At 68.6% G+C, this 26,404-nt stretch carries 31 protein-coding genes; 17 read left to right on the forward strand and 14 right to left on the reverse strand.

The features are described 5' to 3' along the window. Nucleotides 1-2: 2 nt before the first annotated feature. The 5 genes from mads5 to OHA21_RS38085 form a co-directional block, all read right to left on the reverse strand. Nucleotides 3-1,415, reverse strand: coding sequence for a methylation-associated defense system restriction endonuclease subunit S MAD5 (gene mads5 / locus OHA21_RS38065; protein ID WP_328463494.1), 1,413 nt, complete (start codon nucleotides 1,413-1,415; stop codon nucleotides 3-5). Continuing rightward, nucleotides 1,412-2,041, reverse strand: coding sequence for a methylation-associated defense system protein MAD4 (mads4, locus tag OHA21_RS38070; protein WP_442874953.1), 630 nt, complete (start codon nucleotides 2,039-2,041; stop codon nucleotides 1,412-1,414). Before mads4 ends, mads5 begins: the two co-directional genes overlap by 4 nt. A 21-nt stretch (nucleotides 2,042-2,062) precedes the next feature. Beyond that, entirely contained in the window at nucleotides 2,063-3,352 is a 1,290-nt protein-coding gene (gene mads3 / locus OHA21_RS38075; protein ID WP_328463498.1) for a methylation-associated defense system AAA family ATPase MAD3, read from the reverse strand. Then, nucleotides 3,349-5,457, reverse strand: coding sequence for a methylation-associated defense system DNA methyltransferase MAD2 (mads2, locus tag OHA21_RS38080; RefSeq protein WP_328463500.1), 2,109 nt, complete (start codon nucleotides 5,455-5,457; stop codon nucleotides 3,349-3,351). The genes mads3 and mads2 overlap by 4 nt, the downstream gene beginning before the upstream one ends. Before the next feature lie 178 nt (nucleotides 5,458-5,635). Further along, the gene (locus tag OHA21_RS38085; protein WP_328463502.1) at nucleotides 5,636-6,211 is read right to left on the reverse strand and encodes a hypothetical protein; all 576 of its coding nucleotides are present in this window, start codon (nucleotides 6,209-6,211) and stop codon (nucleotides 5,636-5,638) included. A gap of 281 nt (nucleotides 6,212-6,492) precedes the next feature. Between OHA21_RS38085 and OHA21_RS38090 the strand changes: the two genes are divergently transcribed. Then, the gene (locus OHA21_RS38090) at nucleotides 6,493-7,428 is read left to right on the forward strand and encodes a hypothetical protein (protein ID WP_328463504.1); all 936 of its coding nucleotides are present in this window, start codon (nucleotides 6,493-6,495) and stop codon (nucleotides 7,426-7,428) included. A 796-nt stretch (nucleotides 7,429-8,224) separates the two neighbouring features. Here OHA21_RS38090 and OHA21_RS38095 read toward each other — a convergent pair. Next, the gene (locus OHA21_RS38095; RefSeq protein WP_328463506.1) at nucleotides 8,225-8,371 is read right to left on the reverse strand and encodes a hypothetical protein; all 147 of its coding nucleotides are present in this window, start codon (nucleotides 8,369-8,371) and stop codon (nucleotides 8,225-8,227) included. 540 nt (nucleotides 8,372-8,911) lie between these two features. Here OHA21_RS38095 and OHA21_RS38100 point away from each other — a divergent pair. Next, nucleotides 8,912-9,100: a hypothetical protein gene (locus tag OHA21_RS38100; RefSeq protein WP_328463508.1), complete on the forward strand. Its 189-nt coding sequence runs from the start codon at nucleotides 8,912-8,914 to the stop codon at nucleotides 9,098-9,100. Nucleotides 9,101-9,143: 43 nt separating this feature from the next. Here OHA21_RS38100 and OHA21_RS38105 read toward each other — a convergent pair whose 3' ends face one another. The 3 genes from OHA21_RS38105 to OHA21_RS38115 form a co-directional block, all read right to left on the reverse strand. Then, on the reverse strand, nucleotides 9,144-9,908 hold the full coding sequence (locus tag OHA21_RS38105; RefSeq protein WP_328463510.1) for a prepilin peptidase: 765 nt from the start codon (nucleotides 9,906-9,908) through the stop codon (nucleotides 9,144-9,146). Nucleotides 9,909-10,064: 156 nt separating this feature from the next. Then, nucleotides 10,065-10,388, reverse strand: coding sequence for a winged helix-turn-helix transcriptional regulator (locus OHA21_RS38110; RefSeq protein ID WP_328463512.1), 324 nt, complete (start codon nucleotides 10,386-10,388; stop codon nucleotides 10,065-10,067). Nucleotides 10,389-10,461: 73 nt separating this feature from the next. Then, entirely contained in the window at nucleotides 10,462-10,878 is a 417-nt protein-coding gene (locus OHA21_RS38115; RefSeq protein WP_328463514.1) for a hypothetical protein, read from the reverse strand. A 423-nt stretch (nucleotides 10,879-11,301) separates the two neighbouring features. Here OHA21_RS38115 and OHA21_RS38120 point away from each other — a divergent pair, with 423 nt between their 5' ends. The 12 genes from OHA21_RS38120 (at nucleotide 11,302) to OHA21_RS38175 (ending at nucleotide 22,057) form a co-directional block, all read left to right on the forward strand. Beyond that, on the forward strand, nucleotides 11,302-11,673 hold the full coding sequence (locus OHA21_RS38120) for a hypothetical protein (RefSeq protein ID WP_328463516.1): 372 nt from the start codon (nucleotides 11,302-11,304) through the stop codon (nucleotides 11,671-11,673). Continuing rightward, nucleotides 11,667-12,530, forward strand: coding sequence for a hypothetical protein (locus OHA21_RS38125; protein ID WP_328463518.1), 864 nt, complete (start codon nucleotides 11,667-11,669; stop codon nucleotides 12,528-12,530). The genes OHA21_RS38120 and OHA21_RS38125 overlap by 7 nt, the downstream gene beginning before the upstream one ends. A 110-nt stretch (nucleotides 12,531-12,640) precedes the next feature. Continuing rightward, the gene (locus OHA21_RS38130; RefSeq protein ID WP_328463520.1) at nucleotides 12,641-13,216 is read left to right on the forward strand and encodes an SAF domain-containing protein; all 576 of its coding nucleotides are present in this window, start codon (nucleotides 12,641-12,643) and stop codon (nucleotides 13,214-13,216) included. Between the two features lie 7 nt (nucleotides 13,217-13,223). Further along, nucleotides 13,224-13,991, forward strand: a complete 768-nt coding sequence (locus OHA21_RS38135) for a hypothetical protein (RefSeq protein ID WP_328463522.1) — start codon at nucleotides 13,224-13,226, stop codon at nucleotides 13,989-13,991. Then, a complete protein-coding gene (locus tag OHA21_RS38140; RefSeq protein WP_328463524.1) occupies nucleotides 13,988-15,292 on the forward strand; it encodes a CpaF family protein in 1,305 nt (434 codons plus the stop codon). The genes OHA21_RS38135 and OHA21_RS38140 overlap by 4 nt, the downstream gene beginning before the upstream one ends. 16 nt (nucleotides 15,293-15,308) lie before the next feature. Continuing rightward, nucleotides 15,309-16,157, forward strand: a complete 849-nt coding sequence (locus tag OHA21_RS38145) for a type II secretion system F family protein (RefSeq protein ID WP_328463526.1) — start codon at nucleotides 15,309-15,311, stop codon at nucleotides 16,155-16,157. Continuing rightward, nucleotides 16,154-17,020 (forward strand): type II secretion system F family protein, encoded by an 867-nt coding sequence (locus OHA21_RS38150; RefSeq protein ID WP_328463528.1) that lies wholly within the window; start codon nucleotides 16,154-16,156, stop codon nucleotides 17,018-17,020. Before OHA21_RS38145 ends, OHA21_RS38150 begins: the two co-directional genes overlap by 4 nt. Before the next feature lie 23 nt (nucleotides 17,021-17,043). Continuing rightward, nucleotides 17,044-17,253: a hypothetical protein gene (locus tag OHA21_RS38155; protein ID WP_328463530.1), complete on the forward strand. Its 210-nt coding sequence runs from the start codon at nucleotides 17,044-17,046 to the stop codon at nucleotides 17,251-17,253. A 41-nt stretch (nucleotides 17,254-17,294) separates the two neighbouring features. Next, nucleotides 17,295-17,651, forward strand: coding sequence for a TadE/TadG family type IV pilus assembly protein (locus OHA21_RS38160; RefSeq protein WP_328463532.1), 357 nt, complete (start codon nucleotides 17,295-17,297; stop codon nucleotides 17,649-17,651). Beyond that, the gene (locus OHA21_RS38165) at nucleotides 17,648-18,085 is read left to right on the forward strand and encodes a TadE/TadG family type IV pilus assembly protein (protein WP_328463534.1); all 438 of its coding nucleotides are present in this window, start codon (nucleotides 17,648-17,650) and stop codon (nucleotides 18,083-18,085) included. The genes OHA21_RS38160 and OHA21_RS38165 overlap by 4 nt, the downstream gene beginning before the upstream one ends. After that, the gene (locus OHA21_RS38170) at nucleotides 18,085-18,540 is read left to right on the forward strand and encodes a hypothetical protein (RefSeq protein WP_328463536.1); all 456 of its coding nucleotides are present in this window, start codon (nucleotides 18,085-18,087) and stop codon (nucleotides 18,538-18,540) included. The genes OHA21_RS38165 and OHA21_RS38170 overlap by 1 nt, the downstream gene beginning before the upstream one ends. Nucleotides 18,541-18,559: 19 nt before the next feature. Beyond that, nucleotides 18,560-22,057, forward strand: coding sequence for a BTAD domain-containing putative transcriptional regulator (locus OHA21_RS38175; RefSeq protein ID WP_328463538.1), 3,498 nt, complete (start codon nucleotides 18,560-18,562; stop codon nucleotides 22,055-22,057). A gap of 208 nt (nucleotides 22,058-22,265) precedes the next feature. Here the strand turns inward: OHA21_RS38175 and OHA21_RS38180 are convergent, their stop codons facing one another. Genes OHA21_RS38180 through OHA21_RS38200 form a run of 5 tightly spaced genes read right to left on the reverse strand, consistent with a single transcriptional unit; the run spans nucleotide 22,266 to nucleotide 23,950 of the window. Next, nucleotides 22,266-22,541: a hypothetical protein gene (locus OHA21_RS38180; protein ID WP_328463540.1), complete on the reverse strand. Its 276-nt coding sequence runs from the start codon at nucleotides 22,539-22,541 to the stop codon at nucleotides 22,266-22,268. Beyond that, entirely contained in the window at nucleotides 22,538-22,912 is a 375-nt protein-coding gene (locus OHA21_RS38185) for a DUF4262 domain-containing protein (protein ID WP_328463542.1), read from the reverse strand. Before OHA21_RS38185 ends, OHA21_RS38180 begins: the two co-directional genes overlap by 4 nt. Nucleotides 22,913-22,969: 57 nt before the next feature. Then, entirely contained in the window at nucleotides 22,970-23,365 is a 396-nt protein-coding gene (locus OHA21_RS38190) for a bleomycin resistance protein (RefSeq protein ID WP_328463544.1), read from the reverse strand. A 27-nt stretch (nucleotides 23,366-23,392) separates the two neighbouring features. Beyond that, nucleotides 23,393-23,545, reverse strand: coding sequence for a hypothetical protein (locus tag OHA21_RS38195; protein ID WP_328463546.1), 153 nt, complete (start codon nucleotides 23,543-23,545; stop codon nucleotides 23,393-23,395). 15 nt (nucleotides 23,546-23,560) lie between these two features. Further along, nucleotides 23,561-23,950, reverse strand: a complete 390-nt coding sequence (locus OHA21_RS38200; RefSeq protein WP_204296052.1) for a heavy metal-responsive transcriptional regulator — start codon at nucleotides 23,948-23,950, stop codon at nucleotides 23,561-23,563. 88 nt (nucleotides 23,951-24,038) lie between these two features. Here OHA21_RS38200 and merA point away from each other — a divergent pair, with 88 nt between their 5' ends. The 3 genes from merA to OHA21_RS38215 are packed head-to-tail and all read left to right on the forward strand — an operon-like array spanning nucleotide 24,039 to nucleotide 26,371. Continuing rightward, nucleotides 24,039-25,427 (forward strand): mercury(II) reductase, encoded by a 1,389-nt coding sequence (gene merA, locus OHA21_RS38205; protein WP_204296018.1) that lies wholly within the window; start codon nucleotides 24,039-24,041, stop codon nucleotides 25,425-25,427. Further along, on the forward strand, nucleotides 25,420-25,707 hold the full coding sequence (locus OHA21_RS38210) for a hypothetical protein (protein WP_204296017.1): 288 nt from the start codon (nucleotides 25,420-25,422) through the stop codon (nucleotides 25,705-25,707). The genes merA and OHA21_RS38210 overlap by 8 nt, the downstream gene beginning before the upstream one ends. Continuing rightward, the gene (locus OHA21_RS38215) at nucleotides 25,691-26,371 is read left to right on the forward strand and encodes an alkylmercury lyase family protein (protein WP_204296016.1); all 681 of its coding nucleotides are present in this window, start codon (nucleotides 25,691-25,693) and stop codon (nucleotides 26,369-26,371) included. The genes OHA21_RS38210 and OHA21_RS38215 overlap by 17 nt, the downstream gene beginning before the upstream one ends. The last annotated feature ends 33 nt before the right edge of the window (nucleotides 26,372-26,404 follow it).

Below are 26,404 nucleotides of genomic sequence, written 5' to 3' on the forward strand. Positions count from 1 at the left end.
CGCTACCGGGCCGCCTCTCGCACCGCATCATCCAAGAGCTTGAAAGCCTGATCCTCTTTCTTATCAGCCTCGTCCCGATCTCGATACGCCGCCCGCACCGTCTCCGCGATCCGCTCCCGGTCACTCTGTGTACACTCCGGTACTGGAATCTCTGCGCGAAGCATCTCGTGGATGTCCTGCTGCTTTCCACCGGTGGCAAGAGACCGCAGGATTCGAAATGCTGCCTCCGAGCGCAGGAAAGCAAAGAGGTATGCGCCGGAAAATTCTGGATCGCCCGATACTACCCTCAGGAAATGCTCGGAGAAAACGTAATTGTCAATCCAGCTCCCGGTAGCGAAGACTGGGCGACAGAATACTTCACCTTCGCCCAACGTGCCTTGTGAAGCGATCAGTACCGTCTCGTTGGCCGCCTTGACAGCCCTCTGCTCAGCCTCAGACATCAAGATTCGGCGCCCTTCGGGCCTGAGCCAGAATCCTTGACGTTGTCCTACTAGCTGGACGCCGTTTTCAGAATCGCTTTCAACGCGCTTAAAACGATTGCCGCGTGCTAGGCGACCACCCCTACATATGTCACCCAGAGTTCGATGAGGAATCCCCGAAAGCCGCGAGAGGATCCGACGCGTGCGGGGCGTGAAATTCAGTGCCCGAATCGTCATCGGAGTCAGCCCGCTGACACTGAAGTCGATGTCGCGGGGCTGGTCGTGCCAGCGAACGTCCAACAAATCGGGAATACCAGCCGACTCGAAGAGATCCCGCGTGGCGGCGCAGACCCCATCCTCAAACCGCTGACGTGACTCCATGGATTCCTGGATGAGCTCGTCGATACGATGTTCCTTCGCTTTCCCAATGCGCGGGATCGGAATTTCTGCGACGTGCTCCGGTTCGATATGGCGAACGCTGGTGCCATAGACATCACCTTTCACCATCGGGATTCCGAGCGGGCTGGCGAGAAAAGTATAAAGATAGCCCGGCGGAATCTTGTCGCCGTCAGCTACAACCCGTAGTACGTCCTCGCTGCATGCAAGCCCTTGCATGCTCAGCCTTGCGTAAGCGACTCTCCCCGCCGTCATCCCGGAACGAGTAATAAGCGTCCAGCCAGGCTCGATGGGAAGCTTGGGGTTTTTCTTCATTGCGGAACGGGTTAATAGCTGAAGACTGGTCAGATCGGCCTGGAAAATGTCAGCACTGCCAAGAAAGGGCACACCGAAGTCGGGGCTCGTAGTCCAGGATCGAGTGACGCGACCAGCGTGGAATATCCGACTGGTAACCTCTCCAAGCGTTTCGGTTCGAGGGTATTCCTGGATTAAAGTTCTAGCGTCGTAAGCCCTGGATACATAGGGCTTCGCATCAAGGCGGAAACCCTTCTTAGCGAGCCAGCTGGCGCGTACCGGGGTGTCGAGGGCGGCGATTTTCACAAAGTCTCCTCGGGAAACCAGTCACGCAGTGTGTCGCGAAGCTGGAGGAATGCGGGATCGATGCAATTCTTGACGGACACCCGGCCAGCCACTCGGTGGAAAACTGCCTTCGACGTGTCGGCGCGATGGCGCCGCCGTAGATGTTCGAGCGCCGCCTTCGGGTTGCCCGGCTTGGTCTGGCCCGCAGGCCAGTGCCCGCTGACGGTGAGGATGTGCCGGAAGTCCGGCGGGCAGCCCAGGGCGCCCGCCAGGTTGGGGTTGTCCTGCCAGAGCCAGGCCTCAAGTTCGGGGTCGAGGACGACCACCACATACTCGTCCCACTCCAGGCTGACGTTCTTGCTGATCCGGTCGTGGATGTTCTTGACGCCGGGACTGCCCTCCCAGTCGTTGTCGAGCATCACCACGGCATGCCGGTGGGTGGCCACGTATGGTCGCAGCAGTTGGTGGGCGAGGCCGTACACTTCCGGGTCGCGGCGGGAGGCGACGACGATGTCCGTCGGCTCGACTGTGAAGCTCCCACAACCGAGCCGGCGGTGGCTCGCAGGGTTACCGAAGAATCCGCGGACCATCTGTTCCATCGAGCCGTCCGCGACGAGGAAGACGACGTCACGCTTGTCTGCTGGCATGACTCCCCTGGGTGAAGGTCGTTACGAGAAGACGCCGGCTGCGAAGAGGGTGCCGATGTCGATGTTGCCCTGCCATTCCCTCAGCTGGGGGTGTTCGTCGCCCGGGATGACGGTAACGGCGCCGTCAGTGCCGATCCGGGCCGCGAGCACGTCGCTCAGCTCAGTGTTGGCCAGCACGATCGGCGATTGGGTGGAGACCAGCACCTGCCCGTTGTAGATCGAGGACAGCGACTGCACTACGGTTTCGATGGCCCGCGGGTGTATGCCGTTCTCCGGTTCCTCGGTGGCCAGCAGCCGGGGTATCGCCGCGGTCGGCAGATACGGCAGCAGCGACAGGGCGAGGATACGCAGCGTCCCCTCGGACAGCCCGGAAGAGGTCACCCGATATCCGCCTGCGTAATTGACCGCGAAGTAGGCGTAGTGGTCCTCTTCGCGTTCGATCGCGGTGATGTCGGCGACCTGTGGCAGCGCCGTGCGCACGTGGTCCACCCAGAAGCGGAAGCGGTCCGGATCGGACTGCTGCAGATGCAGGGCGAGCCACGGGGTGTTGCGCCCGTCCGGCAGCAGCCGCACCGGGTCGCCGGGTGGTGCCGCCTCACGCAGCGAGTCCCAGTCCGGGTTGTAGAACACCACTCCCTCACGCAGCAGCTGGCCCAGCCACAGCGCCGCGGGGAACAGTTCAGGGTCGGCGAGCACCGCGCCGAGCGCAAGCTGACCGGGCGGTACTTTCAGGTCGGGTATGCGCGGCCCGCGGGTCGTGGTCTCCACCCAGAAGCGGGTGGGTTCGCCAGCACCGGGCCGCCGGATGATCACCTGCCCGTTCTTGGTGCGCTTTTGCGTCAAGGATTTGCCCTGCAGCGGAACACCCGGCTGCGGCCTCGGCCCCGTCTCGGGGAAGAGGAAAAGGTATTCCTCGACGACACGCAATTCGTAGTTGAACACCTCCAGGCGTACCTCGTACCGAAGGTGGGTGGGGGTGTGCTCGGCGAGCGAGGGCGCGCTGCGTCCGGCCATCATGTTCTCGATGTCGGCGGGCAGCCGGGCCTCGATCGAGAAGGTGAGCGACTCGCCGTGCCCCTGATGCAGGAGTTCGGTGAGGGTCCGCGCCCGCGGGACCCGCCGCGCGGGCTGCGGGCGCAGGAATGCGTCGGCCGCCCGCTGCTGCCCGAGCAGGTCCCCGAGCAGCACCGGGATGTCGAGCAGGGTGGTCTTTCCCGCGCCGTTGCCCCCGGCCAGCACGTGATATCGGTCGAAGTCCACGCTAAGCCGCGGAAAGCACCGATATCCGTACGCCTCGACGCGGGTGATCATCGGGGTGCTCCAGGCTCGGGGTGCGCCTCGCGGAACTCCCGGTACTTCTGGGCGATGACCGGCAGGTCGTTGTCGATCGCCTTCTCTCGGCGGGTGATCCGTCGGACGGTTGCGACCCCGTTGCGCCGGATGTTCTCCACGTACTCCTTGGGTTCCAGGACCACCTCACCATCCGGGCGGCGTTTGTACACCGGCTTACCCCTGCGGTCGAAGCCGACCTTTTCGGCCACCGCCATGAAGACCGGGTAGTCCACCTGCTGACCTAGATCGGCGGCCATCCGTTCCTCGCGGGTCTTGCGCTTGAGGAACAGCAATGACGTCAGGATGTTGACGTCGGCCTCGTGCACGAACGTCTCGACCGGCAGCTCAACGCTGGCCAGCACCCAGCAGTTGTCCAGGATCCAGCGGCGGATCCCCTCGTCGGACGGCCCCGGGTTGGACAGGATCCCGTTGGGCAACACGATGCCGATCTTGCCGCCGGGCCGGACCCACTCCACGGCACGCTGGATGAACAGTTGCTCCGGCGACATCGCGGAGACCCGACTGCCGGGAGTGGCCTCGACCAAGCCGGTCTCCTTGTTCCGCGACCATGGCTGCGCAACGCCGTCGCGGTAGTGCTCAAGGATCTCCTGATCTTCGATCTTGATGTCCGTACCGAACGGCGGGTTCGTCATAAGGATGTCGACCTGGCCCAGGGGAAGCCGGTCCCGGGCCACGATGCGATCCTCCAGGTGCCCCCCGGGGAAGGCCAGCGAATCCATCCAGAAGGCGTTGCCAGCCACACCGGTGAGCAGCATGATGCTCATACTGGTGGCGCGGACCAGGAAAGGGTCAAAGTCCGCCCCGAACAGGTGATCCTGGACGTACGCCGCGAGCCGTTCCTGGTGTGTCTCGAGCTGTTCCTCGGTGTCCGGCAGCCCGGTGGTGCCCTCCTCGGCTTGCCACTTCTTGAGCAGGTGCCGCAGCGTCGCCCGGAGGAAGCCGCCTGTGCCGCAGGCGGGGTCGAGGACGACGTCGTCCTCCTGAGGGTCGAGGATCTCTACCATCAGGTCGACCGCGCCCTGTGGGGTGAAGTACTGCCCGCGGTCACCACGAAGGTTGGTGCCGACCAGTTCCTGGTAGGCGATGCCCTTGGCGTCGATGTCCGTGCCGGCCAGGTCGTAGGAGGCGAGTTCACCGACGATGAAGGCCAGCGCCCGGTCCGACATCGTGATCTGGTCGCGCTCGGTGAAGAGCGGGTACTGTTTCTTCACTTCGGTGAAGAGTTCCTTCACCCGCTTGGCGATTTCCTCGCGCCCGTCCTTGTCGAACGGCTCCTTGGGCAGGGCGTAGAAGCGCCGCGGTACACCCAGCCGCCGGCTCTCCCGCTCGTCGTACACCTTGGCGAAGATGACGTATAGGAACTGCCAGAAGGCGGCGTCCTTTGGCAGGCCCTCGTTGCCGTGCACGTAGTTGTGGCAGCGCCGGAACGCCGTCTTGAGCATGGCGGCCTCGCCACGCCGTAGCCGGGCTGCCGAACCCAGAGTGCCGCTGAGGCTCTCGTGGCTGACCGGCCAGTCCGCCCGGTCGTCGAACTCGACGCCGAAGGTGCTGGTCTCCCGGTGCAGGAAGAAGAAGTCGAGCCCGTTGGTCCACATGCCGTACTGGGCGTTCGGCGTCTGAGGCTGACCGAGCAGGTCTTTGAGTTCGTCGAGGTCTTTCCCCGCCTGCTCGAAGGTTCGGATCTTCGTGACCGCCCGGCCGCTCTTGGGCTCCGGCTTACAGACCACGACGCGCTGCAGGTTGGCCAGCGTGTGCTCACTGCCAGGGGCGAACACGGCGATGTCCGCTTTCTTCGTGCTGCGGCGGCGGCCGTCGATCGACACCGGGATGGGGAAGTCACGCTCCATGTCGTCGACGGAGACGCCATACTCCAAGAACAGCGCACGAGCGATCCGCTGCCGGACCCGTTCGTTGCCGCGATCCTTGATCCGCCGGTCGGTGATGTAATCGATGATCTCGTCTTCGGCCAGCGCATCGTCGTCGGCTGCGGCGCCGGCCTCCGCCTCGTCCACCGTGTTGTCCTCGAGGTCGAAAAGCGTATCTACGCCGTTGTCATCCGTCATCGTCCTGCGCTCAGCCCTTCCCACTTCATCGCTGCGGCACGCTTTCATGGTGATCTCCGTGCCGACCGTGCCGGAATATTACGGCCCGGGACTGACAAACCTGGGCGCAGCGCCTAGCCTTCAGGATTATTCGGGCAAAAGCGCCTAGAATCTGCGTATTAGCCGCATCACGGCAGCGTTACAGCTCCTCGGTGAGCCAAACCCATGCGTGCATCTTGTCGCCGGTGACGTCATGATTGACAACCTCGCCGATCCGCTCGTCGGCCAGCGGGTACTCCACGCCACCCTTGCTGGTCAGGAACATGCTGGCAAACAGCCGCGCATCGTCGTAAGACTCGCGCAGCTCCTTCACCACCCCTGGATATTCGGCGGCTACAAGATGGCCCAGCGCTTCCGATATCTGTTCGCCATCGTCGTACGCGTGGTTGTCGACTTCAAACCCATCTCGCTCGATGAGCTGGCCCAGCGTAAACACGTCGATCAGCGGGGCCGGGCCGAGCAGCCCGCTGTTGACCTTCTCTCGCCAGTCGTCAGGGGATCCCTCCCCGAAAGCCCTGGCGCAGAAGTCGAGGTAGAAAGCGCTGACGGCGAGAGCTCGAAGGATGCAGCGCGTGCGCTCGATCTCAGAGGTGTAGGTGGCCAATCCGCGTTGCCCAAGCAGGCCCCATGCGTGCTCGACCCAGGCCAGCTCGGAGCCGAATGACCACGTGGAGATGACTGGCGTCACGACCTCCTCGACCTCGGACCAGTCCAAGCGATCTACTTCAGCACTCATAGCTTCCCGCCAAGCTCAACGAAAGCTCGCCCTGAAGCGAGCCCGACCACAAAGGATTACCAGCCAGCCGCCGTCGGGGCCACCCCGCACAACTTGACGTCCGCCCGCCCGGGTACAGCCGTCCTCGATCATCCCTCTCGAGGGGATGCTGATCTACGGATTCTAGGATATACCGGGCCTCGGCTCGGCTCTGTTCGACTGCAGATCCGAAGTGGAGTTCGGCTGCCTTGCCTGCGACGTAGGTATCTATGCTGCGTGGCATGGCTCAAGAGCGGCGCCGCTTTAAGATCAACATTGAGGTCACTGTTGAGGTCACCAATTCGAAGGCCCTGACCCAGGCTGCGCTTCGCGAAGTGAAAGCCGCCACGTTCGCGCCGGAACCGGGCCGCACCCTCGATCAGGTACGTGGCGAGGCGCGCGCCGAGGTTAGCGCCGACATCGCCGCGGCGCTCGAATGGGTGATCGAGCCGGACACGATCCTCACCATCGACGAAGGACTGCAGTTCATAGAGTCCACCCAGAGCGTCATCGAAGTCGACGACACCGGCGTCGAGGCGGAGGGGACGCCGCCGGACTTCACCGCGCTGTTCTCGGTATGCCGATGCGGTAAGGATGATTGTGACGACTGCACTAGCTTCCAGCTGACCCCGCGTACGGCCGCAGCGTTGTGGATGGCCGGGCAACTCCTCGCTGACCAGGCATATGACGACATCGCCGAGCACGGCGACGATCCCGTCTCCGACGACGGCGGATGGAACGTCCTGGAGAGCTATCCCCGCGTCACCTGGCGACAGGACACCGCCTGGCGGCAGCAGGCCGCGCGTTCCTTCGACGACCTGACCGGCGATCTTGAAGCCGGTCGCTGGCCGTCGCCGACCTGCCCCGGTGAGGAGATGGCCCTGCACCTGATGCTGCAGATGGCCGAAGCGGCGGTCGAGGACGGTTGGGGAGTCCCCGCGGACGTCCTCGCCCGCCTGCCCGAACACCCGGGCGATTACGACTGGGAACTTGCAGTGGACGTACTGTTCCAGGACGAAGACATCCTGAACCTGTTCGACGAGAGCATGGACGGCATCGAAGATCCCGGCTCGGACGAGAACCGGACGACCGGGATGGGCGACTACCGACCCGAAGCCTGGTTCCGTCCGTTCAGCAACAAGACCCCCAGAAACGGCCAACGAGGCTTCCGACGTTGATCGCACGGCCGTCAACAGCTCGCGGCCAGCGACGAAAGTCGACTGCGGTAAGCGGCCTCATGGTGCCGAGCGGCGGCCATCGCTTGGGGAGAAACCTGGCGAAGTCGGACCGCCGCCCGGTATCCAGCAGGATAGCCGGGGATTGTCGCTGGCTCGCGCGTTCCAGGCTCGCTAAGTACGCACCCGGGCGGGTCATGTGGTCACCGCTGATGCATCGGTAGTCGACCTCGCTGCCCATGCTGCTGGCCCGCAGCAACCATCGGTTCTCAACCGTCCTCTTTCGAGGGTTTTGGCACTCGCCCGGGTCGGCCCCTGAAGTCAGGCGAGCCATTCGTCGGTATCGTCGCCTTCGTCAACACGGTGAATCTCGCAGTCTCCAGTTGGCTCAGTCTCGTCGACACGCCATGCGGAGTGAAGCTTCCGGTCGAGATCAAGGACCTTAGGTGCCCGGTCAGCAGCGTCTGCTGCGTCCCGCCACGACGAGTACGGGCCGACCACAATGAATCGGTACCGGGCAGTGGGAGCAAGTCCAGCCCACAGCCACACCCTGGTCTCGGTGTCGTCTACGTCATCGTCCGCAGTCACAGCGCGTCCCCTCGTCTTTCTGCGGTGCAGACGAAACCCACCGGTGGCCTGCAGCCGCATACCAACGTACGAATGCTGCCGATGTCGCCCGTTCAAGACTCCTGGCTGACACTAGTTATTTTCCACGCGTGCGACGCCTGGTCACTGCGCTCCTGAGCAAGCCCGGTGCGGGCGCGCATCCGCACCGGGCTCGGATGTACTCGTCGGTCGGTCAGTCCTCGGGGTCCGGGTCCTGATGGTCCTGCTCGTTGCGGTCGGCTGCGGATGCGGCCCGCTCGTCGAAGCCGGACTGCGCGGTCGGAGATTCGGGATCGCGGTCAGCCGCTCGCTCGATGCGGTCGGCCGCTTCGCGGTCCATAGGAGTTTCCCTGGGCATGGTGCCGACACCTCTCGTGTCGAGATGGATGGGGTTGGGGCGCGCACGAGCCGGCCGGCGCGTCCGAAACGCGCCCCACGTCCTTAAGCGGGACGGCAACGTGGCGTAGTGCCGCGACCCACGCGCGTGCACCACAGGCCTAGCTCCCTGCCCAAGGGAGCCGCCGCGCCTTCCCAACCGTGTTCCGGAGAGGAGGCGTCACATGTCCTTGATAGGTCCGCGTCGAGGCGGTCTGGCCGTCCAGCATGCCGCCTTACCATCGGGACTGCCGCCGGCGCGCGGTCCAACCCTTCGCCGGTGCCCGATACGGCCCGTAACGCCAAGCCGCACCTTTGATGCTGGGTCCAGTTCGACTATCCGGTCAACCCCTCATCCGATGGAATTCCTCGTCGGCCGAGGTGCAGACGATCGGTTGAGGTTGACGACACATCACAGACGCGCTTACCCAGGAGGGTTCATCGTACTAGTGTACGAAGATCGCGGAGCAGGGTGCGAGCAAGAGCCAGCTAAAGGGGTGTTGCGATGAGTAAGCCAACGCGGGTATTGAGCTGGGTCTTCCGGCCGGCCGTGAATCGACCGGCCGACATTCAGACGCTAGCGGGTGCCTCGATCTTCGAGGTAGGCCATGCCGGGGCGGACGGCACAGCGTTGGTGGTGCTGCGGGACGGCTCGCGGGTCCGGGCGCAGCGGTCGGAGATCGTCATGGAGTAACCCCTCCGCAGCCCCTTGCGCTCGGATCAGTCGGTGGTACCGGTCAGCCGGGGGTCAGGAGGTAGGCGAGGACGGCTCCCGCGACCAGGAAGGGCCCGAAAGGCAGATGTCCAGCCTGCGCGGTTCGATGTCGGACCTGGGCGACGGCGAACGGAAATGCGAGCAAGTAGGGCAACATCAGGCTCAGCGCGACCGCTTGCCAGCCGCTGGCAGCGAGTGCCGCGCCCAGGGTTGCGGCAAGGCGGACGTCGCCCATCCCGACCTGGCTCGGCGTCAACAGCGCCAGCAATAGATAGAGGGTGCCGACGACGAGGCCGCCGGCCATGGTGGCGAGTAACAGCTGGGGTCGATCTTCCAGCCACGCCGCGAAGCCGGCACACACGATCACGATGGCCGCCAGCGCACCGACGAGCCGGGTCGGCAGCCGCCGGACGGCGAGGTCGATGAGCGACAGCAGGATGCCGGCTTGGACGAGCAGGAGCCAACCGGCCAGCAGGACGGCCCGGCCACCGCTGGTATCCGCTGTTCGCCAGCACAGGGCCGCGCCTGTTATCGCCGCCAGTAGGCCGACGATCCACCGGTGATCGGGGCTGGCGCAGCAGGATGCGGCGAGCTGGAACCATCCTCGCCAGCCGACGGTAAATGGCGTACCGCACACGCTGCATGCGGTTCGGGGCGATTCGCCCTGGGCGACGGCCAGCCGGTAGGCGACCTGGGGCCACCATGCCGCTGTCGCGCCGCTCGCCGCTGCTATCGCGAGGATCAGGCCGAGGGGCAGCTCGGTTGGGGATTCGGCCACCGTTGTCACCGTTGCCAGTGTGGGGTGAGGTGGCCGGGATTCACGGCGCTTCCGTCGGCACTGGTTGGATCCGTTGCTCGCTGGCGGGCACGGCGTTGCCGTTGTGGCTCAGATAGGGGTGGCCGGAAGACGGTCGGCCGTAGGTGAGCTGGTGCCGGGGCCGGCTCATGGCTGGTGCGAGCGGTCACCGGAGCTGCGGTTGTCGTCCCACTGGGACATTCCCTTGACGAAGGCGTCGAGGGCAGGGATGACGAATTCACCCATGGGCGTCAGTGCATAGTGGACGCCATCGCCGTCGTTCGGATGGCGCACCAGGCCGTGTTCAACGAGCCGTGCGACAGCGTCGCCGTGAGTCTTCGCGTTGTAGTTGCCGACGTCTCGTTGCAGTTCGTTGAAGCGTTTCGGCGACTGCGCGAGTGACGCGAGGATCTCCAAGGTCCAGCGGTATCCGAGCAGCTTGAGTGTGTCGTAGATGGGATTGAAATCCACCCGTCCTCCCCCGTGCGGCATCACTCAGAGTCGCGAGGCCCCTGCGCGAGTGTAGACGGACGTGAGTGGATCTCTAAACGCCTTTCGATGCCTTCAGCTGATTCCCAGGCCTTTCCGAGCCTTCGGTGCACCGTTGGTTACCACCACGAAACTCCGATCTAACGTTGCTCGGCGGAGCGTTCTGGCCCAAGGCTCGTGCGAGTTCGACCAGTGACCCGGTCAGCGACGCACCGACGTCGGTGAGGGCGTAGACGGTCCCCGGCTGATCGAGATCCAGAGTTCCCGACCCCTCCGTCCGACGCACCAGATGGCCGGTGATCGCCCAGCGCAGGGCGCGGTCGAGAGTGTCCGCGCCGACCTCTGCCGCCAGGGCTTCACGGGTAGCCGAGCCACCGCCGCTCAACAGTGTCAGGAGCATCGGTACGGCGCCGGGCGCTTCGGCTAACTCTTGGACCAACTGGGAGGGGGTGCGCCTTTGCGTTGCGCTCATGACCGGTCTCCTTGAAGGAAAATCTATCGGCAGTGTAAGGCTCACATCGGTAAGCACAAACTGTCGCCAACCCGACAGTAGGCATCCCATAAGTCAGCTTTTATGCCTCTTCTCCGGTGACTCTTGTACCTACCTTCAGCCACTTTCCGTGAGGTAAGTGGTGTTGCGGGAAGTGGGGGGTGAGGGTGTAGACCCGTTTTTTGGACCTTGGTTCATCGGCAGCTCACGGGGGTGAACGTGCGCGGACTTCAACGACGTGGGACCGCGGTGTTGGCGGGGATTGTATTGACGCTCCTATCCACCGGATGTACCCGGAGCCCCGACCCGCAACCGACGAAGTCCGCGACGCCGGCGTCGCCTGCTCTGGCTGCCTCACCCGACCCGAGCACCGCAGGGCCGGACGCGCTCGCCGCCTATCGTGGGATGTGGCAGGCGTACAACACCGCTCTGTCCATCCCCGATCCCAAACACCCGGACCTGGCCCGCTACGCCGACGGAGAAGCTCTCGACCTCCTCACCACCGGCATCCGGGAAACCAAGGATGAAGGGCTCAAAGGTACCGGCACCGCCAAGCTCAATCCGGAGGTGACCTCGGCCGCGCCCGTTGACGCACCCACCACAGTCGAGGTATCCGACTGCCTCGACAGCACCGGTACGAAGCTGGTGCGCGCCTCGCCCGGTCCGCCCTACAGCGATTCGCCCGGCGGTCTGCGCCGCGCGACCGCAACAGTCAGTTGGAAAGCCGACGGTTGGAAGGTCACCCGCTTTGCGGTCCAGGAGGTGGGAACATGCTGAGCCGACGGGGTCTGGTCGCGATCGCGATCGCTGTCATCTTCCTCGGATCGGTAAGCGCGCCGGCGTACGCCGACAACTTCAAGCCGGTCGGCTGTAATCGATCGCCGAAACCTCCCGGCTGCAAGGTGACGGTCGGCACCCCCGGAAACGGCGGAGGTCAGAACAACGGCAACGGTGGTGGAGACTCCGGCGACGGCTCCGGGTCGGATGATGGGACCTGGAACGGCTGCGCCTATGAGCCAGCCCCCGGAAATCTGGCACCGCCCGCCGGTAAGAAACCCGCGGACGGTGGCTGGTTCGTTGAGGTCTGCCTCATCGGGGATGGCAAGGGTGGCCCGCAGACCAGTGCGCCGATGTGGATTGACGGGCCGGCACCGACGGTTGATCCGGCGGAGATCGCCCGGCAGGCGGTCGCGCAGCTGACGCTGCCCCTGCCTGGCATCGAGGTCAATCCGGATCCGCCGGCGCGGCAGTTCGTCTACCTCCCGACGTGGCTGTGGATCGACGGTTCCTCGTGGGCGCCGCAGTCCGCGACGGCGTCGGTACCTGGACTGTCGGTCACGGCGGTGGCGAAGCCGACGAAGCTCGTCTTCACCCCAGGTGACGGGGCGAAGACCGTGCACTGCACCGGCCGCGGCACTGTCTGGACGCCGGGCCTTAACCCGGACAAGAAGTCGCCGACCTGCGGACACACCTACACCCGGCCGGGCTCCTTCACGATCACCGCGACCGTCACCTGGCAGATCAGCTGGGCGGGTGGGGGTCAGACCGGCACGGTCCCGGACCTGACCACGACCGCCTCCCGCAGCGTCACCGTCACCGAATCCCAAGGGCTCAACACGACGACACGGGGATAACCATGTCTTCCACTGCAACGCTCGACGCGCCACGGTCGAGCGGTACCACTGGCTTGCCTGTGAACGGTTCGACCGGGCCGGTCATCCGGCGCCGGATCAGTGTGCCCCGATTGCTGCTCGCCGCCCTGCTGATCCTCGGCTTCGCCCTGGCCGGTGCCGTGGTGGCCAACCAGGTCGACACCCGGGTGCCAGTGCTGGCCGCCGCGCGCAACATCGCCGCCGGGCAAACGATCACGGACGCTGACCTGGTGGTGGTACGCATCGCCGCCGAATCCGGAGTGGCGACCCTGCCCGACGCGCAGCGTGTGTCGGTGGCGGGGCGGACGGCGTCGATGCCGGTGGCGGCGGGCACGCTGCTGCATGACGGGCTGCTCGGGGAGCTGGCGTGGCCAGCGGCCGGACAGTCGGTGATCGCTGTGGGGGTCAAGCCGGGCCGGGCGCCGGCTGGGCTGACCGCCGGCTCGCCGGTCACGGTGCTGATGGTGCCGACCGCCGGGGTGGGCGGCGGCGACGCGGCCAGCACGGGGACGGTGGTGCAAGCGCGGGCGACGGTGGTGTCGGTGGAGCAGGCCGCGGACCAGTCGGGACAGCAGATCGTTTCGCTGCTGTTGTCCGGCAACGATGCCACGAAGATCGCTTCGGCCGCCGGTGAGGCAGCGCTGATTCAGCTCGGCGCGGGGCGGTGAACCGACCATGTTGATCATCGTGTGCTCGGTTAAGAACGCCCCCGGCGCCACCACGCTCGGTCTCGGCCTGGCCGCGCTGTGGCCGGAGAACAACGCGGTGCTGCTGGAGTGCGACCCAGAGGGCGGCGATCTGGCCGCCCGGTTCGGGCATCATCCACAGCCCGGACTGACCGGCTTGGCGGCCGTGGCCCGCACCGAGGACGCGCAGGTGGACCTCGGTGAGCACGCTCAGGAGCTGGGTGTGGGCGCGCGGGTGGTACTGGCTCCGCCGGGCGATGCCGCTGCGGCGGCGGTGCAGACCCTCACCTACAGCGGCATCGAGGTGCTGCGCCGGGCCGCCGACGAGCAGGCCGTCATCCTCGATATCGGTCGGCTGGCCCGCGGCAAACCGGGGATACGGCTAGCGGCAGTGGCCGATCACGTGCTGATCGTGGCCGGCGCACAGCTGTCGGACGCGTTGCAGGTCCAGGCTCGGCTGGAGTGGCTGCGCCCGGAGTTGTCCGGCCGACTGTGGCTGGTCCGTTCCGGTGACAACGGCTACGGTTCGGCCGAGCTCAGCCGAGAGCTCAAGGTGCCGGTACTGGGTGAGATGCCCACGAGCCGGCTGGTCGCCGGTGCGCTGGCCGGCCGGCTGCAGGTGCCGAACTGGCGGCGGCTCAAGCTGGCCCGCGCAATGCGCGACATGGCGATCACCCTGACGACCGCCCAGCCGGCGTCGATCCTGCCGCCCGATACCGCCGCCGAGCGGCTCGTCGCGGTGGAGGCCCGGTCATGACCGTGGTGCAGCAGGCTCGCAACGGGTGGCAGCCGACGGCGCACCAGGCGCTGATTGACGAGCTGCGGCAGCAAGTCGCGTCCCAGCTCGCCGCGTCCGGAGCCCGGCTGTCCGGCCGCGAGCGTGAGCAGCGCGTCGACGATCTCGTCCGGACGGCGATGGACGCACACGCCCAGCGACAACTCGCCGCCGGAGCGATGCCGCTGGACCCGCCGGTCGAGCGGGCCGTGGCCAAGGCGATCCGGGACGCGATGACCGGGATGGGCCCGCTGCAGCCACTGCTGGCCGACCCGACGATCACGAACATCTTCATCAATGGCGGCACCGTCTGGGTCAAACGCACCGACGGCACCAAGGTCCGGATGCCGGCGATCACCAGCACCGCCGACGAGCTGATCGCCCTGATCCGCGACATCGCCGCCCGCGCCGGCGCCGACGAACGCCGCTTCGACCGCGGTGTGCCCCGCGTGAGCGTCCGGCTCCCGGATGGGTCGCGGCTGTTCGCCACCATGCTGTCGCGCGAGCCGTCGGTGTCGATCCGCAAGCACACCCTGCTGCAGACCAGCCTCGACGAGCTGACGTTCACCTACGGCACGATGGACGCCGGCCTGCGCGACCTGCTCACGGCGATGGTCCTGGCCCGCCGCAACGTGATCATCTGCGGCGGCACCGACACCGGCAAGACCACGTTCTTGCGGGCCATGGCCAAGGCGATCCCTCCGCACGAGCGGCTCATCACGATCGAGGACACCGACGAGCTCGCCCTCGACCTGGACCCCGATCACCCCGATTGCACCGCCTTGCAGGCCCGCGAACCCAACGTCGAGGGCGAGGGTGGCATCGACCTTGCCGAGTTGGTGCGATGGGCGCTGCGGATGTCCCCGGACCGGGTCATCCTCGGCGAGGCCCGCGGCGGCGAGGTCGTACCGCTGCTCAACTGCATGTCTCAAGGCAATGACGGGTCGCTGGCCACGATTCACGCGTCCAGTTCGAAGCAGGCGTTCTCCCGGCTGATGACCTATGCCGCCCAGTCGGCCGAGCGGCTGCCGTTCGAGTCCACCGCACCGCTGATCGGCGGTGCCGTGCACTTCGTAGTCCACCTGGCCTGGTCGGCCGACGGGGTCCGGGTCGTCTCCTCGATCCGGGAGGTCCTGCACGCCGAAGGCGCGGAGGTCATCTCCAACGAGGTGTTCAAACCGGGCCCGGACCGGCGCGCCGTGCCGGCGGCGCCGCTGCGGACCGACACCCTCGACGAACTCGTGGCCGCCGGGTTCAACCCCGACGCCGTCCGAGGCTGGTGATGGCGCGGTGAGAGCCTTGTTCGCCTTGTTTGGCGCCGGGATCGGCGGCGCTCTGCTGATACTGATCGGCGGGCTGCGGTCTCAGGTGCGCCCGGACCGGCCCGGCCGCGCCGAACGCCGCCGGGCCCGCACCGGCGCGTCCGCGGTCCGGATCGCCGCCGTACTCGCCACCGGCGCGGTCGTCGGCGCCGCGACCCAGTGGCCGATCGCCGCGGTGCTCGCCGCGGTCGCCGCGTGGACGTTGCCGAGCGTGCTGGGCCCTGACCGGGGGCAGAAGCGCACTCTGGCCCGGGTCGAGGCGATCGCGGCGTGGGCTGAGGACCTGTCCGGCACGCTCCGTGCGGCGGCCGGTCTGGAGCAGACGATCCTGGAGACCGCCGCCGTCGCGCCGGCCGAGATCCGTACCGAGCTGGCCCGGCTCACCGAAGCGATCCGCGCGGGGATCCGGCTGCCGGACGCGCTGAGGGCATTCGCCGACGAACTGTCCGACCCGACCGCTGACATGGTCGCCAACGTGCTGCTGCAAGCCTCGCAGCACCAGGCCCGCGACATCGCCGTCGGCCTGTCCGGGGTCGGTCGCCGCGCCCGCCGGCAGGCCACGTCCCGGATGCGCATCGCCACCGGCCGGGCGCGCGTGCGTACCGCCACCCGGATCATCATCGGGGTCATGCTGGCCACCCCCGTCGGCTTGGCCATCTTCGTCGGCGACTTCCTCGCTCCCTACGGCACCGGGTTTGGGCAGGTGCTGCTCGCGGTGTTCGGCGCGATGTTCGCCGGCGTCATCGTCTGGATGGTGCGCACCGGCCGGGTCCGTGACCTGCCACGGATCCTGACCAATCCCGGCGAGGAGGTGCTGGTGCCATGACCACGCTGATCATCATCGGGGCCGGTATCGGGGCCGGCCTCGCCCTGCTGATCACCGCGCTGGTGCCGGCCCGGCCGCCGCTGGCGTACGCGATCGAGACGCTGCGCCACCGGCCCTCGCCAGTCCTGCACGGACGGCAGCGGTGGCAGCAGCTGCTCGGCTCACCGCTGCAGCACCTCGGCCTGCCCCGCGAACGCGTCCGCAAAGATTTGGCCGTGCTGGAGCGCGATCCGCACGAGTACCTCGCCGGGCAGCTCGGCCTGGCCGCGCTCGGCCTGCTCGCCCCACCGGCCACAGTCGCGCTCTTGAACGTTCTCGGCGCCGACATCGGCTGGACCATTCCGCTGTGGCTGGGCCTGGCCCTGGCGGCCGGTGCGTTCGTCGTCGGCGAGCTTTCGGTGCACGAGGAGGCCGAGGAGCGACGGCTGCTGATGCGCCACACCCTCGCCGCGCTGCTCGACATCGTGCCGCCCGCTCTCGCGGCCGGCGCCGGGATCGAGCAGGCCCTCAACGACGCGAGCTCGATCGCCGAAGGCTGGGCCGCCCGCCGCATCCGCCAAGCGCTGGTCACCGCCCGGGTCAGCCGCCAACCCATCTGGCAGCCGCTGCGCGAACTCGGCGAGCGCACCGGCGTCGTACAGCTCGAACAGCTCGCCGCCACCCTGCAACTCGCCGCCGGAGAGGGCACCCGCATCCGCGAGGCACTGCTGCAACGCGGCGAGGCCCTCGCCGACCGGATCACCGCCGACATGGAAGCCGAAGCCGAGTCGGCCACCGAACGCATGAGCGTCCCCCTGATGGCTCTCACCAGCATCTTCCTGCTGTTTCTGATCTATCCGGCCATCGCCTCCCTCACCACCTAGAAGGCACTCACGAAGGAGTAGTCATGCCCCGCAAACCCCTGTTGACCCACATCGTCGGTCTGCAGACGCGCGTTCAGGAACGCGTCGCCGAGCTGCGCAGCAACCCGGACCGAGGCAGCCACGCCACCGAGTACGCCATCGGCATCGGCGCTGCCGCGGCGATCGTGCTCGGCCTGTTCGTGGCTTATCAGACCGGCGTCGACGAGATCATCTCGAGCTGGGTGTTCCAGTAGTGGAGCCGGCCCGACCCCAGGCAGGCCGCCGGAGTCGTGTGATGCAAGACGACCGCGGCTCCGTCGCCGTGGAACTCGCCTTCGGCGCACCGATCCTGCTGGGCATCATCGTGCTGCTGTTGCAGATCTTCGCCTGGGGCATGGCCAACCACGCCGCGCACGCTGCCGCCGACCACGCCGCGCAGACCGCCCGGGTGGTCGGCGGCAGCAGCGCCACCGGCCAAGCCGACGCCAACGACCTGCTGCGCGAATTCGGCAGCCCATTCCTCACCAACCCGTCCGCGACGGTGTCACGCGGCGCCGCCGTCACCACCGTGACCGTGCGCGGCACCGTCCGCGGAATACCGGTACCGGTCACCGTCACCGTGCAAGCCCCCACCGAGAGATTCGTCCCATGACAGCTCCAGCGGGCACCGGCCCCCGCCGACCCCATCGCGGCGACGACCGCGGGTCCGTCGCGGTGGAACTCGCCCTCGGCGTGCCCTTGCTGGTGCTGTTTCTGTTCCTGCTCATCGGCGCCTTCAACGTGGGCCGCGCCAACATCGACGTCAACGCGGCCGCCGGCGCCGCTTCCCGGGCCGCGTCGCTGGCCCGCACCTCCGCGGCCGCGACGGCGGCCGCCACCGACAGCGCCACCGCCAACCTCGGCGCCGACTGCGCCCGGCTGTCGGTGTCGGTCAACACCAGCAACTATCGGCGCGGCGGCGCGGTCACCGTTTCTCTCGCCTGCACCGTGCCCACCCGGGGACTGATCCGCGTCGGTCTCCCCGGCTCGCTGACGATCACCGCCTCGTCGACCAGCCCCATCGACCGGTATCGGGCGGACACCTGATGATCAGACACCTTCCCGCTGTGCGCGGGCTGCGCCGCCGCTACGCCCTTGCGAGCGCCGACGATCGCGGCGCCGCCGCCGTCATGCTGCTGTTCATCGGCATGATCGCCATCGTCGCCGCGGCCGGGCTGCTCGGCGGCGGCGCCGTGTTCGCCGCCCGCTCCCACGGTTACGACCTGGCCCATGCCGCCGCGCGCGCCGGTGCCCAGCAGATCGACACCGCTGCCTACCGCACCGACGGCACCCTGCGCCTCGATCCGGCCCGCGCCGCCCAGGCCGCCAAGCAGTTCCTCGCCGCAGGCGGTGCCACCGGCACCGTGCAGGTCACCGCCGCGCAGATCACCGTCACCGCCACCAGCAGGCAGGCCACCCCGATGCTCGACATGTTCGGCATCACCACGATCACGGTCACCTCGACCGCCTCGGCCACCCCGACCACCGACCCACCGACCTGAGCGGGAGCGTGAAACCCCGATGCTGATGCACCGGCTCGGCCGCCAGCTCGTCCGAGCGGCCAGCATGCTGGCCGCCCTCGCACTGATCGCAGGCCTACCCGCCGCGCTCGTCGCCTTCATCGGCTGGCCCCTGCCACGCACGGTGCCCACCGACTGGGCGGGCTGGGAGACCGTCCTTACCGGCGGCTTCCCCGACGCCGCGGTCGTCAACCTGCTCGCGTGCGCGTTGTGGCTGGTCTGGGCCGCTTTCTGCTACAGCCTGATCGGGGAGATCGCCGCCGTACGCCGTGGCCGGCCCGCCCGCCACGTCCGCGCGCTGTCACCGCTGCAGGCTCTGGCAGCGCTGCTGGTCGCCGGCATGTCCGCCGGACCGGCGGCCGCCGCCACCCTGGCCATCCCACCGGCGGTCGTGAGCACGCTGGCGCCACCGTCGGCGACAACCGCCCCGGCGCTGGTGGCTTACACCACCAGTGACACCACTGCGACTCCGCCGACGGTGATCGGCGCCGAGCGCGGCAGCCTGTCGGCGACCGCGACCGCGCTACCCGCCGCCGACCTGACGGTCGACGAGACACCCTTGCCCCGGTTCGCGCTCGTCGCGCACAGTGGCCCGCTGACCGTCGCTACCGGTGGCCACGAATACACCGTGACGGTGCAGCGCGGCGACACCCTGTGGGAACTCGCCGACCGGTGGCTCGGCGACCCGCACCGCTGGCCGGAGATCTATCAGCTCAACGCTGACCGATACGACGACCACGGTCGCATGCACCGAGGCGACCACATCGAACGGGGCTGGGTCCTGACCCTGCCCGACGACGCCACCCCACCTGCAGGAAGCCGGCCGGCCACCCCACCGCAGCAACCACCTGCCGGAGGGTCCGACGAGCAACCGAGCACACCGCCGTCAACCGCCCCGAACGGCCCGACCACGTCCGCCCCTACTGCCTCCACGGCACCCGCCCGCGCCACGACGGCTCCGACAAGCCCGGCACCGACAGCCAGCACGACCGCCGCCGAAGCCCCGCCCTCGGCGTCGCCGCGCCCGAGTTCCACACCGTCGACCACGGCGAAACCGGGCGGTGGCGCCGAGACACCAACACCGGCTACCAGTACGCCTGCGGGGGCCTCGGCCTCCGCCAGCGACCCGGCGGGCCAGTCGCAGCCCGAACGCAGCCGCCCCGCCTCACCCGGAATCTCGCTGGGCAGCGGCAGCTGGCTCGATGTGGGGCTGGCCGCCGCCGTCGCCGCCGCCATCGCCCTGGTCTGGGCACACCGGCGCCGCCGCTACACCCCCCGCCCGCTCTCGCCCGACCTGCGCCTCGACGACCCCGACCTGGTGCCGATGCCACCGGTCGTCGCCCAGATCCGGCGCCGGCTGCACGACGACCCGGACGTCGCCGACACCGATGCCGGAACCGATCCTGATGCGGCAGCGAGCTGGACCACGCCGATCTCTGCACCGGCCACCCACACGCTGCACCTGTCCGACACCAGCCCGGCCGACCCGCGCCTGCAGGACGACGAATCCGACGCCGACGAGCCGCCGGCCGAACCTGACGAGCAGGAGGCAGAACCGGCTCCTACATCCGAGGTGCCACTCGCCCGCCCGGTCGTGCCGACTCTGACGAACCCGACCACCGCGGTGTGGCCGTCGTCCGGGCTCGGCCTGACCGGTCCCGGCGCCGAATCGGCAGCCCGCGGCTTCCTGGCCGCCGCACTCGCCGACGACGATCCCGACGCCTCGCCCACCCGCGCGGTGTTGCCCTCCACCACCGTGGCCACCCTGCTGGGGGCCGCCGCGGTCACGTTGCCCAGCACTCCACGGCTGATCGTCACCGATGACCTCGCTGAAGCCCTCGACTTGCTCGAGCAGCAGATCCTGCACCGCAGCCGCCTGGTCTACGCCCACGAGGTCGACACCGTCGCCGCGATGCGCGCCGCCGACCGATACGAAGAACCAACCCCACCGCTGCTGCTGATCGCCGACGCCGCCAACAACCACGAACGCACCCGGATCGCCGCCCTGCTCGCCCAAGGCCAACGCCTCGATGTCCACGGGATCCTGCTCGGTGACTGGCCCGCCGGCGACACCGTCGTCGTCGACAGCGACGGCACCACCGCGGCCGGCGGCAGCGGGCGCCACGGACAGCATCCCGCCGACGTCGGCCGGCTCGCCGTGCTCACCCCCACCGAGACCGTCGCGGTGATCACCACCCTGGCCGAAGCACACACCGGCCTGCCGCAACCGCCACCGCCGATCGAGGCCGCACCACAGCCCCAGATCGCCGCCGAACCCGCCGAGGCTTCAGACGATGTCGTCCTGCCCTTGGACGACGCGGGTCGGGTGCTGGCCGCGCTGGCCGATCTCGGCGACGCCACCGCCGCCGGCATCGCCGCCCACCTCGACCTGCCGTACCCGGCCACCACCGCCAAACTCGTGCAGTGGGAGCACAGCGGCCACGCCGAGACGACTCGCACCGAGACTGGTCAAACCCTCTGGCGGCTCACTGACACCGGCCGCACCGCCCTGGGCGCACCCACCACCGCCGTTTCTGCGTCGACGCCGGGCGATCCGGCAACCGACGGCGAGGCACAAGCCGCCGCGTCGCAGACCGGTGAAGTGGGAGCGGCCACCGGCGACCGCTTTGCCGAGATCGACACCGTTCTGCAATGGCCCGACCCGACGACCACGTTCACCAGCGAACACCCGCCCGCACCCGAGGACGGCGACGACACCGACAAGCCGGGCCATGTCGAGGTGACCGCGCTCGGTGAGGCGGGCATCGTGGCCACCGACCCCGATCGCAGGCCTCGCCGCAAGGCCCTGGAACTGCTGGTCTACCTGGCTGTTCACGACGGCAGCGCCACCGTCGAGGCCATCCTGGACGACCTGATGCCCGAGGCGCCGGCCAGCAAAGCCCCGGAACGGCTGCACACCTACGTCTCCGATCTGCGGTCGGTCATGCGCCGTATCGGTGGGCCCGCCACCTACCTGACCCACCCGAACCAGCGGTACACGCTCAACCCCGACGCGGTCGGCGTCGACCTGTGGCGGATGAGAGCGGCGATCCGCGAAGCCCACCAGGCCCACGACCCGCGACAGCGCGTCACCGCCCTGCAGCAGGCCGTCGACGCCTACCGCGGCCCGCTCGCCGACGGCGCCGACTACGAGTGGGCCGAGTCCTACCGCGAAGCCATCCGCCAGCAAGCCCTCGATGCCCACCTCGCCCTGGCGGACGCCCTCCCCGACGACCTCGCGGCGCAGGCCCGGGTCCTGGAGGCCGCGATCGGGCACAGCCCGTACAGCGAACACCTCTATCAGCGGGCGATGCGGGCCCGCGCCGCGCTCGGGCACCTCGACGCCATCCGCACCCTGCGCCGTGCCCTCGACCGCGCGCTGGCCGAAATCGACGCGGAACCCGGCGACGACACCATCACCCTCGCCGACGAGCTCATCGCCGACCTGCAGCGTCCGGGGAGACGCACCGACATAGAAACGACCAGCGGCAGCAACTGACGTCGCGGTGCCAGCGCCACGCGACGTCCCGGCTCCTGGTTCTCCGCAACGAGAAAAAGAGCCGGTCTCGCACTCGGGGTCCGGGCGTCACGGCGCCCGGACCATCGTTCGGTGGTAGCTGCCGCTTCCGCTGAGGAGAACGGCAGCCACCACCGGGTCATCGGTCAGGGCAAGCGCGGCCGACCAGCCACGTCGTCGTGATACCCGGTCAACCGCCCGGCTGCTCCGGGGACCGGTCGCCGCCGACGGCGTCATCGGCGATGAAGTGACCTGCGGTGAAGCACTGGCGGTCGGCGTCGAAGACGACGCCTTCAAGGCGTCCCATGATCAGTAGGCCGCACGCCGAGCAGGTCAGAGCAGCCTTCAGTTCCGCGACGGCCTTGGGCTGGACCCCGGCGATCGAGTACGTGCCCAGCGGTTTGCCCACCAGGACCGGCTGCACCGTGATGGTGCCGGCCGCTGCGCAGCCGGGACACGGCTTCACTGATTGCTCTCCTTCACCGGTGGCAGGGTTTCCGGGTTCGCGATCAAGGGCTGGGTATGCGGCGGATATTCGTAGCCGCTCTCCCACGGGAACCTGCCGTGCTGGTCAGGCCAGACCAGTTGCTGCAGCCGTACCTTGTCGCGGCCGTACAGGGCGAACGCGACTCCGGGATGTAGATAGTCGTTCGGCGAGCCGTCGACGGAAGCGCGCGGGTTCGCAGATTCCTGAGCGGCAACGTGCGGGAACCCGCACGGCGTGCTGGCAATTCCGAACACAATTGTGCGGGTTCCGACGATCCCGGCGATCGGGCTGCCCGTGGTTTCCAGCGAAAAACAACTGCGGCGTCCGGAGCCAGACCCGTACTGGATCATCTGCGGGTTTCGGTGCCGTTAGCGATCTTCAAGAAACGAAGGTTTATTGACGGCGAGTCAGGCGATGGGGCTGCCGATCCGGACCCGGTTGCCGTCGGGGTCGGTCAGGACGAACTCGCGCAGGCCGTAGTCCTGCTCGGCGATTTCGCCCACGCCGGCAATGTGGTGGTCGCGTAGTTGCTTCCACATCTTCGCCGCGTCGGCGACGTGGAGGAAACACTGCCCGGGCGTGGGGCTGGGCTCGTGGGTGAAGTGCAGTTCAACGCCGCTGTTGTGCAGCAGCAGGTAGCCGTCGTGCCGCTCGGTCTCGGTGAACCCAGCGCCGGTGTAGAACGCGGCGGTGCGGTCCAGGTCGGAGCTGGGCAGGATCGGGATGGCCGCCCGGGCTGATGCGGGCGTGGTGGGGCTGCCGGTGAGCCGGCGCGCCAGCGCGCCGAGCGGGGTGAACCGCAATTGGCGCAGCGCCGCGAGGGGGCCGGCTCAGCGGGCGGCCCAGAGGGCGCAGCCGACGCAGATGAACACTCCGGGGGTGGTGCCGAGCTCGACGACTTCGCTCTTGGGGAGCTGGCGGCCGCAGCAGCCGCAGTGTTCGTGGTCGGAGGTGCGGTCGGTCTCGGCGGCGGCGGTCGTCACGGTGGTCTCGTCGGGTTACAGGTAGCGGCAGACCTGCTCGGCGCCGCAGGTGTCGGGGTCGCCGCCGCGGGCGGCGTCGTGCAGCTGCGCGACGGTGGTACGCAGCTCTTGCAAGTCGGCGATCTGGGCGTCGAGGGCGCGCAGCCTCGTGTCAAGTAGGTCCTCGACGTGCCGGCACGGCGCTCGGCCCTGGTCGCGCACGTCGAGGACCTCGCGGATCTGCGCCAGGGTCAGCCCGGCGGCGCGGCCGCGGCGGATGAAGTCCAGCCGGGCAATCGCGTCCTGGCCGTACTGGCGGTATCCGGTGGCGGTGCGCCCTTCAGGGCGCAGCAGCCCGGAGTCTTCGTAGAAGCGCAGCGTCTTGGTGGTCGTGCCGGTGACGGCCGCCAGCTCACCGATCCGCACCGTGGTCACCTCCCGGCCTTGACCTTCCCCTGCACTGGAAGGTCCAGTCTGACCCTGGTAGGGCTCGGTGACTAGCGAAAGGCAGCACATGGATGACGACGTCGATCTGGCGGTGGTGGGCTCCGGCGGCGCGGCGATGGCGGCCGCGATCGCCGCGCGGCAGGCCGGGGCCAGTGTGGTGCTGGTCGAGCGGGCCGTGCTGGGCGGCACCTGCGTGAACATCGGCTGCGTGCCGTCGAAGACGCTGCTCGCGGCGGCCGGCACCCGGCACGCCGCGCTGGCCAACCCGTTCCCCGGGGCCCCGACGTCGGCCGGCGGCGTCGACCTGGCGGCGCTGGTCGGGCAGAAAGACGACCTGGTCGCACAGCTGCGGCAGACCAAGTACGCCGACGTCGCCGCCGCCTACGGCTTCGAGGTCCGCCCAGGCCAGGCGACCTTCACCGACGGAGACACCCTCACCGTCGACGGGCAGCCGCTGCGCGCTCGCGCCTACATCATTGCGACCGGCGCCGAACCCGACCGCCCCGAGCTCCCGGGCCTGGACCAGGTGGACTTCCTGACCTCGACCACGGCGATGGAGCAGCAGGTGCTGCCGGAATCGCTGGTCGTTCTCGGTGGCGGGTACGTCGGCATGGAGCAGGCGCAGCTCTTCGCCCACCTCGGCACCCAGGTCACGGTCGTGGGCCGGCTGGCGCCGCGCGCCGAGCCCGAACTCGCCGCCGCGCTGGCAGAGGTGTTCGCCGCCGACGGGATCACCGTGCTCGAGGAGCACGCCACCGCAGTGGAGACCATCGACGGCGGCGATGCGGTGCAGGTCGTCACCGCGTCCGGGCGTCGAGTGCGCGGGCAGCGACTGCTGGTGGCCACCGGCCGCCGGGCCCGCACCGACGGCCTGCACCTGGCCGCCGCCGGGGTGAAGACCGACGAACGCGGCTTCGTCGTGGTCGATGAGGCGCAGCGCACCGCCAACCCGCGGGTGTACGCGGCCGGTGATGTCACCGGCGCCCCGCAGTACGTCTACGTCGCCGCCGCGACCGGGCGGGTCGCAGGGGTCAACGCCCTGGCCGACGTCGGGGCGCGTCCGGCCATGGTGGACTACACAGGACTGCCGTCGGTGGTGTTCACCCGCCCGCAGCTGGCCTCGGCCGGGCTCACCGAAGCCGACGCCCTCGCGGCCGGGCACGACTGCACCTGCCGGGTCCTCGACCTGGCCGACGTGCCGCGTGCGCTTGTCAACCGCGACACCCGCGGCGCTGTCAAACTCGTCGCCGACGCCGTCACCGGCCGGGTCCTCGGTGTGCACGCCCTAGCCGACGGCGCCGGGGAGATGATGCTCGCCGCCACGTACGCCATCCGGGCCGGGATGAGCGTCGACGACCTCGCCGACACCTGGGCGCCGTATCTGACCATGGCCGAAAGCCTGCGGATCGTCGCCGGGACGTTCCGCAACGAACTGCCGACCTCCTGTTGTGCCTGACAACCGGCGCGGCGGCGGCCGCGGTGTGCTGTGGGCGGTCGGCGCCCTGGCCGTGTGCTGCACCGTGCACCTGCTGCTGCTCACCGGCGGCCTGGCCGGCATCGGCGCCGCCCTGGGTGTGCTGACTGGTAACGCAGTGCTTGCCGTCGCAGGCGCGGTCATCACCGCGATCGCCGGTGTCGCCTTTGCCCGGCGCTGGCGCCGCAACCCTGATCCCGGCGTGCCTACTGGCCGCCCACCGACCCGCAACGACAGGAGCGAATGTGACCAGCAGCGGTAGCGACGGCGACCTTGCCACGGTGCTGGCCCGCGCCGGGCTGCCCGCCGACAACCTGCTCGCGCGCCAGGCCGCGCTGCCCGCACCGTTGCGCGACCTGCACCGGCTGGTGCTGGCTGGCTTCGCCGCCACCGGCGCGCCCCCGGCCCCGGCCGACCTGGACGCCTGGGCGAGCGTCCACGGCGTGGATCTGCGGCACGCGCTGCGCGAGCTCGGTGACACCGAGCTGGTGTTCACCGACGCGGACGCCACCGCGGTCACCGGGGCGGTGCCCTTCGCCGCCGGCGTCTCGGCTCATCGGGTTGCCATCGCCGGCGGCCCGCAGGCCTTCGCCAACTGCGCCGTCGACGCCCTCGGCATCGCGGCGATGCTCGACCGCGACATCACCATCACCTCCACCGACCCGGGCAGCGGCGAACCGGTCACCGCCACCAGCCGGGCCGGCCGGTGGAGCTGGCAACCTCCGGACGCGGTCGTGTTCGTCGGCTCACGCGGCACCGGTCCGATCACCCAATGCTGCTGCCCGGTCATCAACTTCTTCACCAGCGTCGCGCACGCCACCGGCTACCAGCAGCAGCACGGCCTGTCCGGCGTGGTGCTCGGCATGGCCCAGGCCGCCCGCGCGGGCGCTCTGATCTTCGGCGGCCTCCTGCGCGATCCGGCCTGACCACCACGCCGCCGCCCGCGTCCGGGCAGGCGG

It is taken from the genome of Actinoplanes sp. NBC_00393 (genome assembly GCF_036053395.1).
Classification (GTDB): Bacteria; Actinomycetota; Actinomycetes; order Mycobacteriales; family Micromonosporaceae; genus Actinoplanes.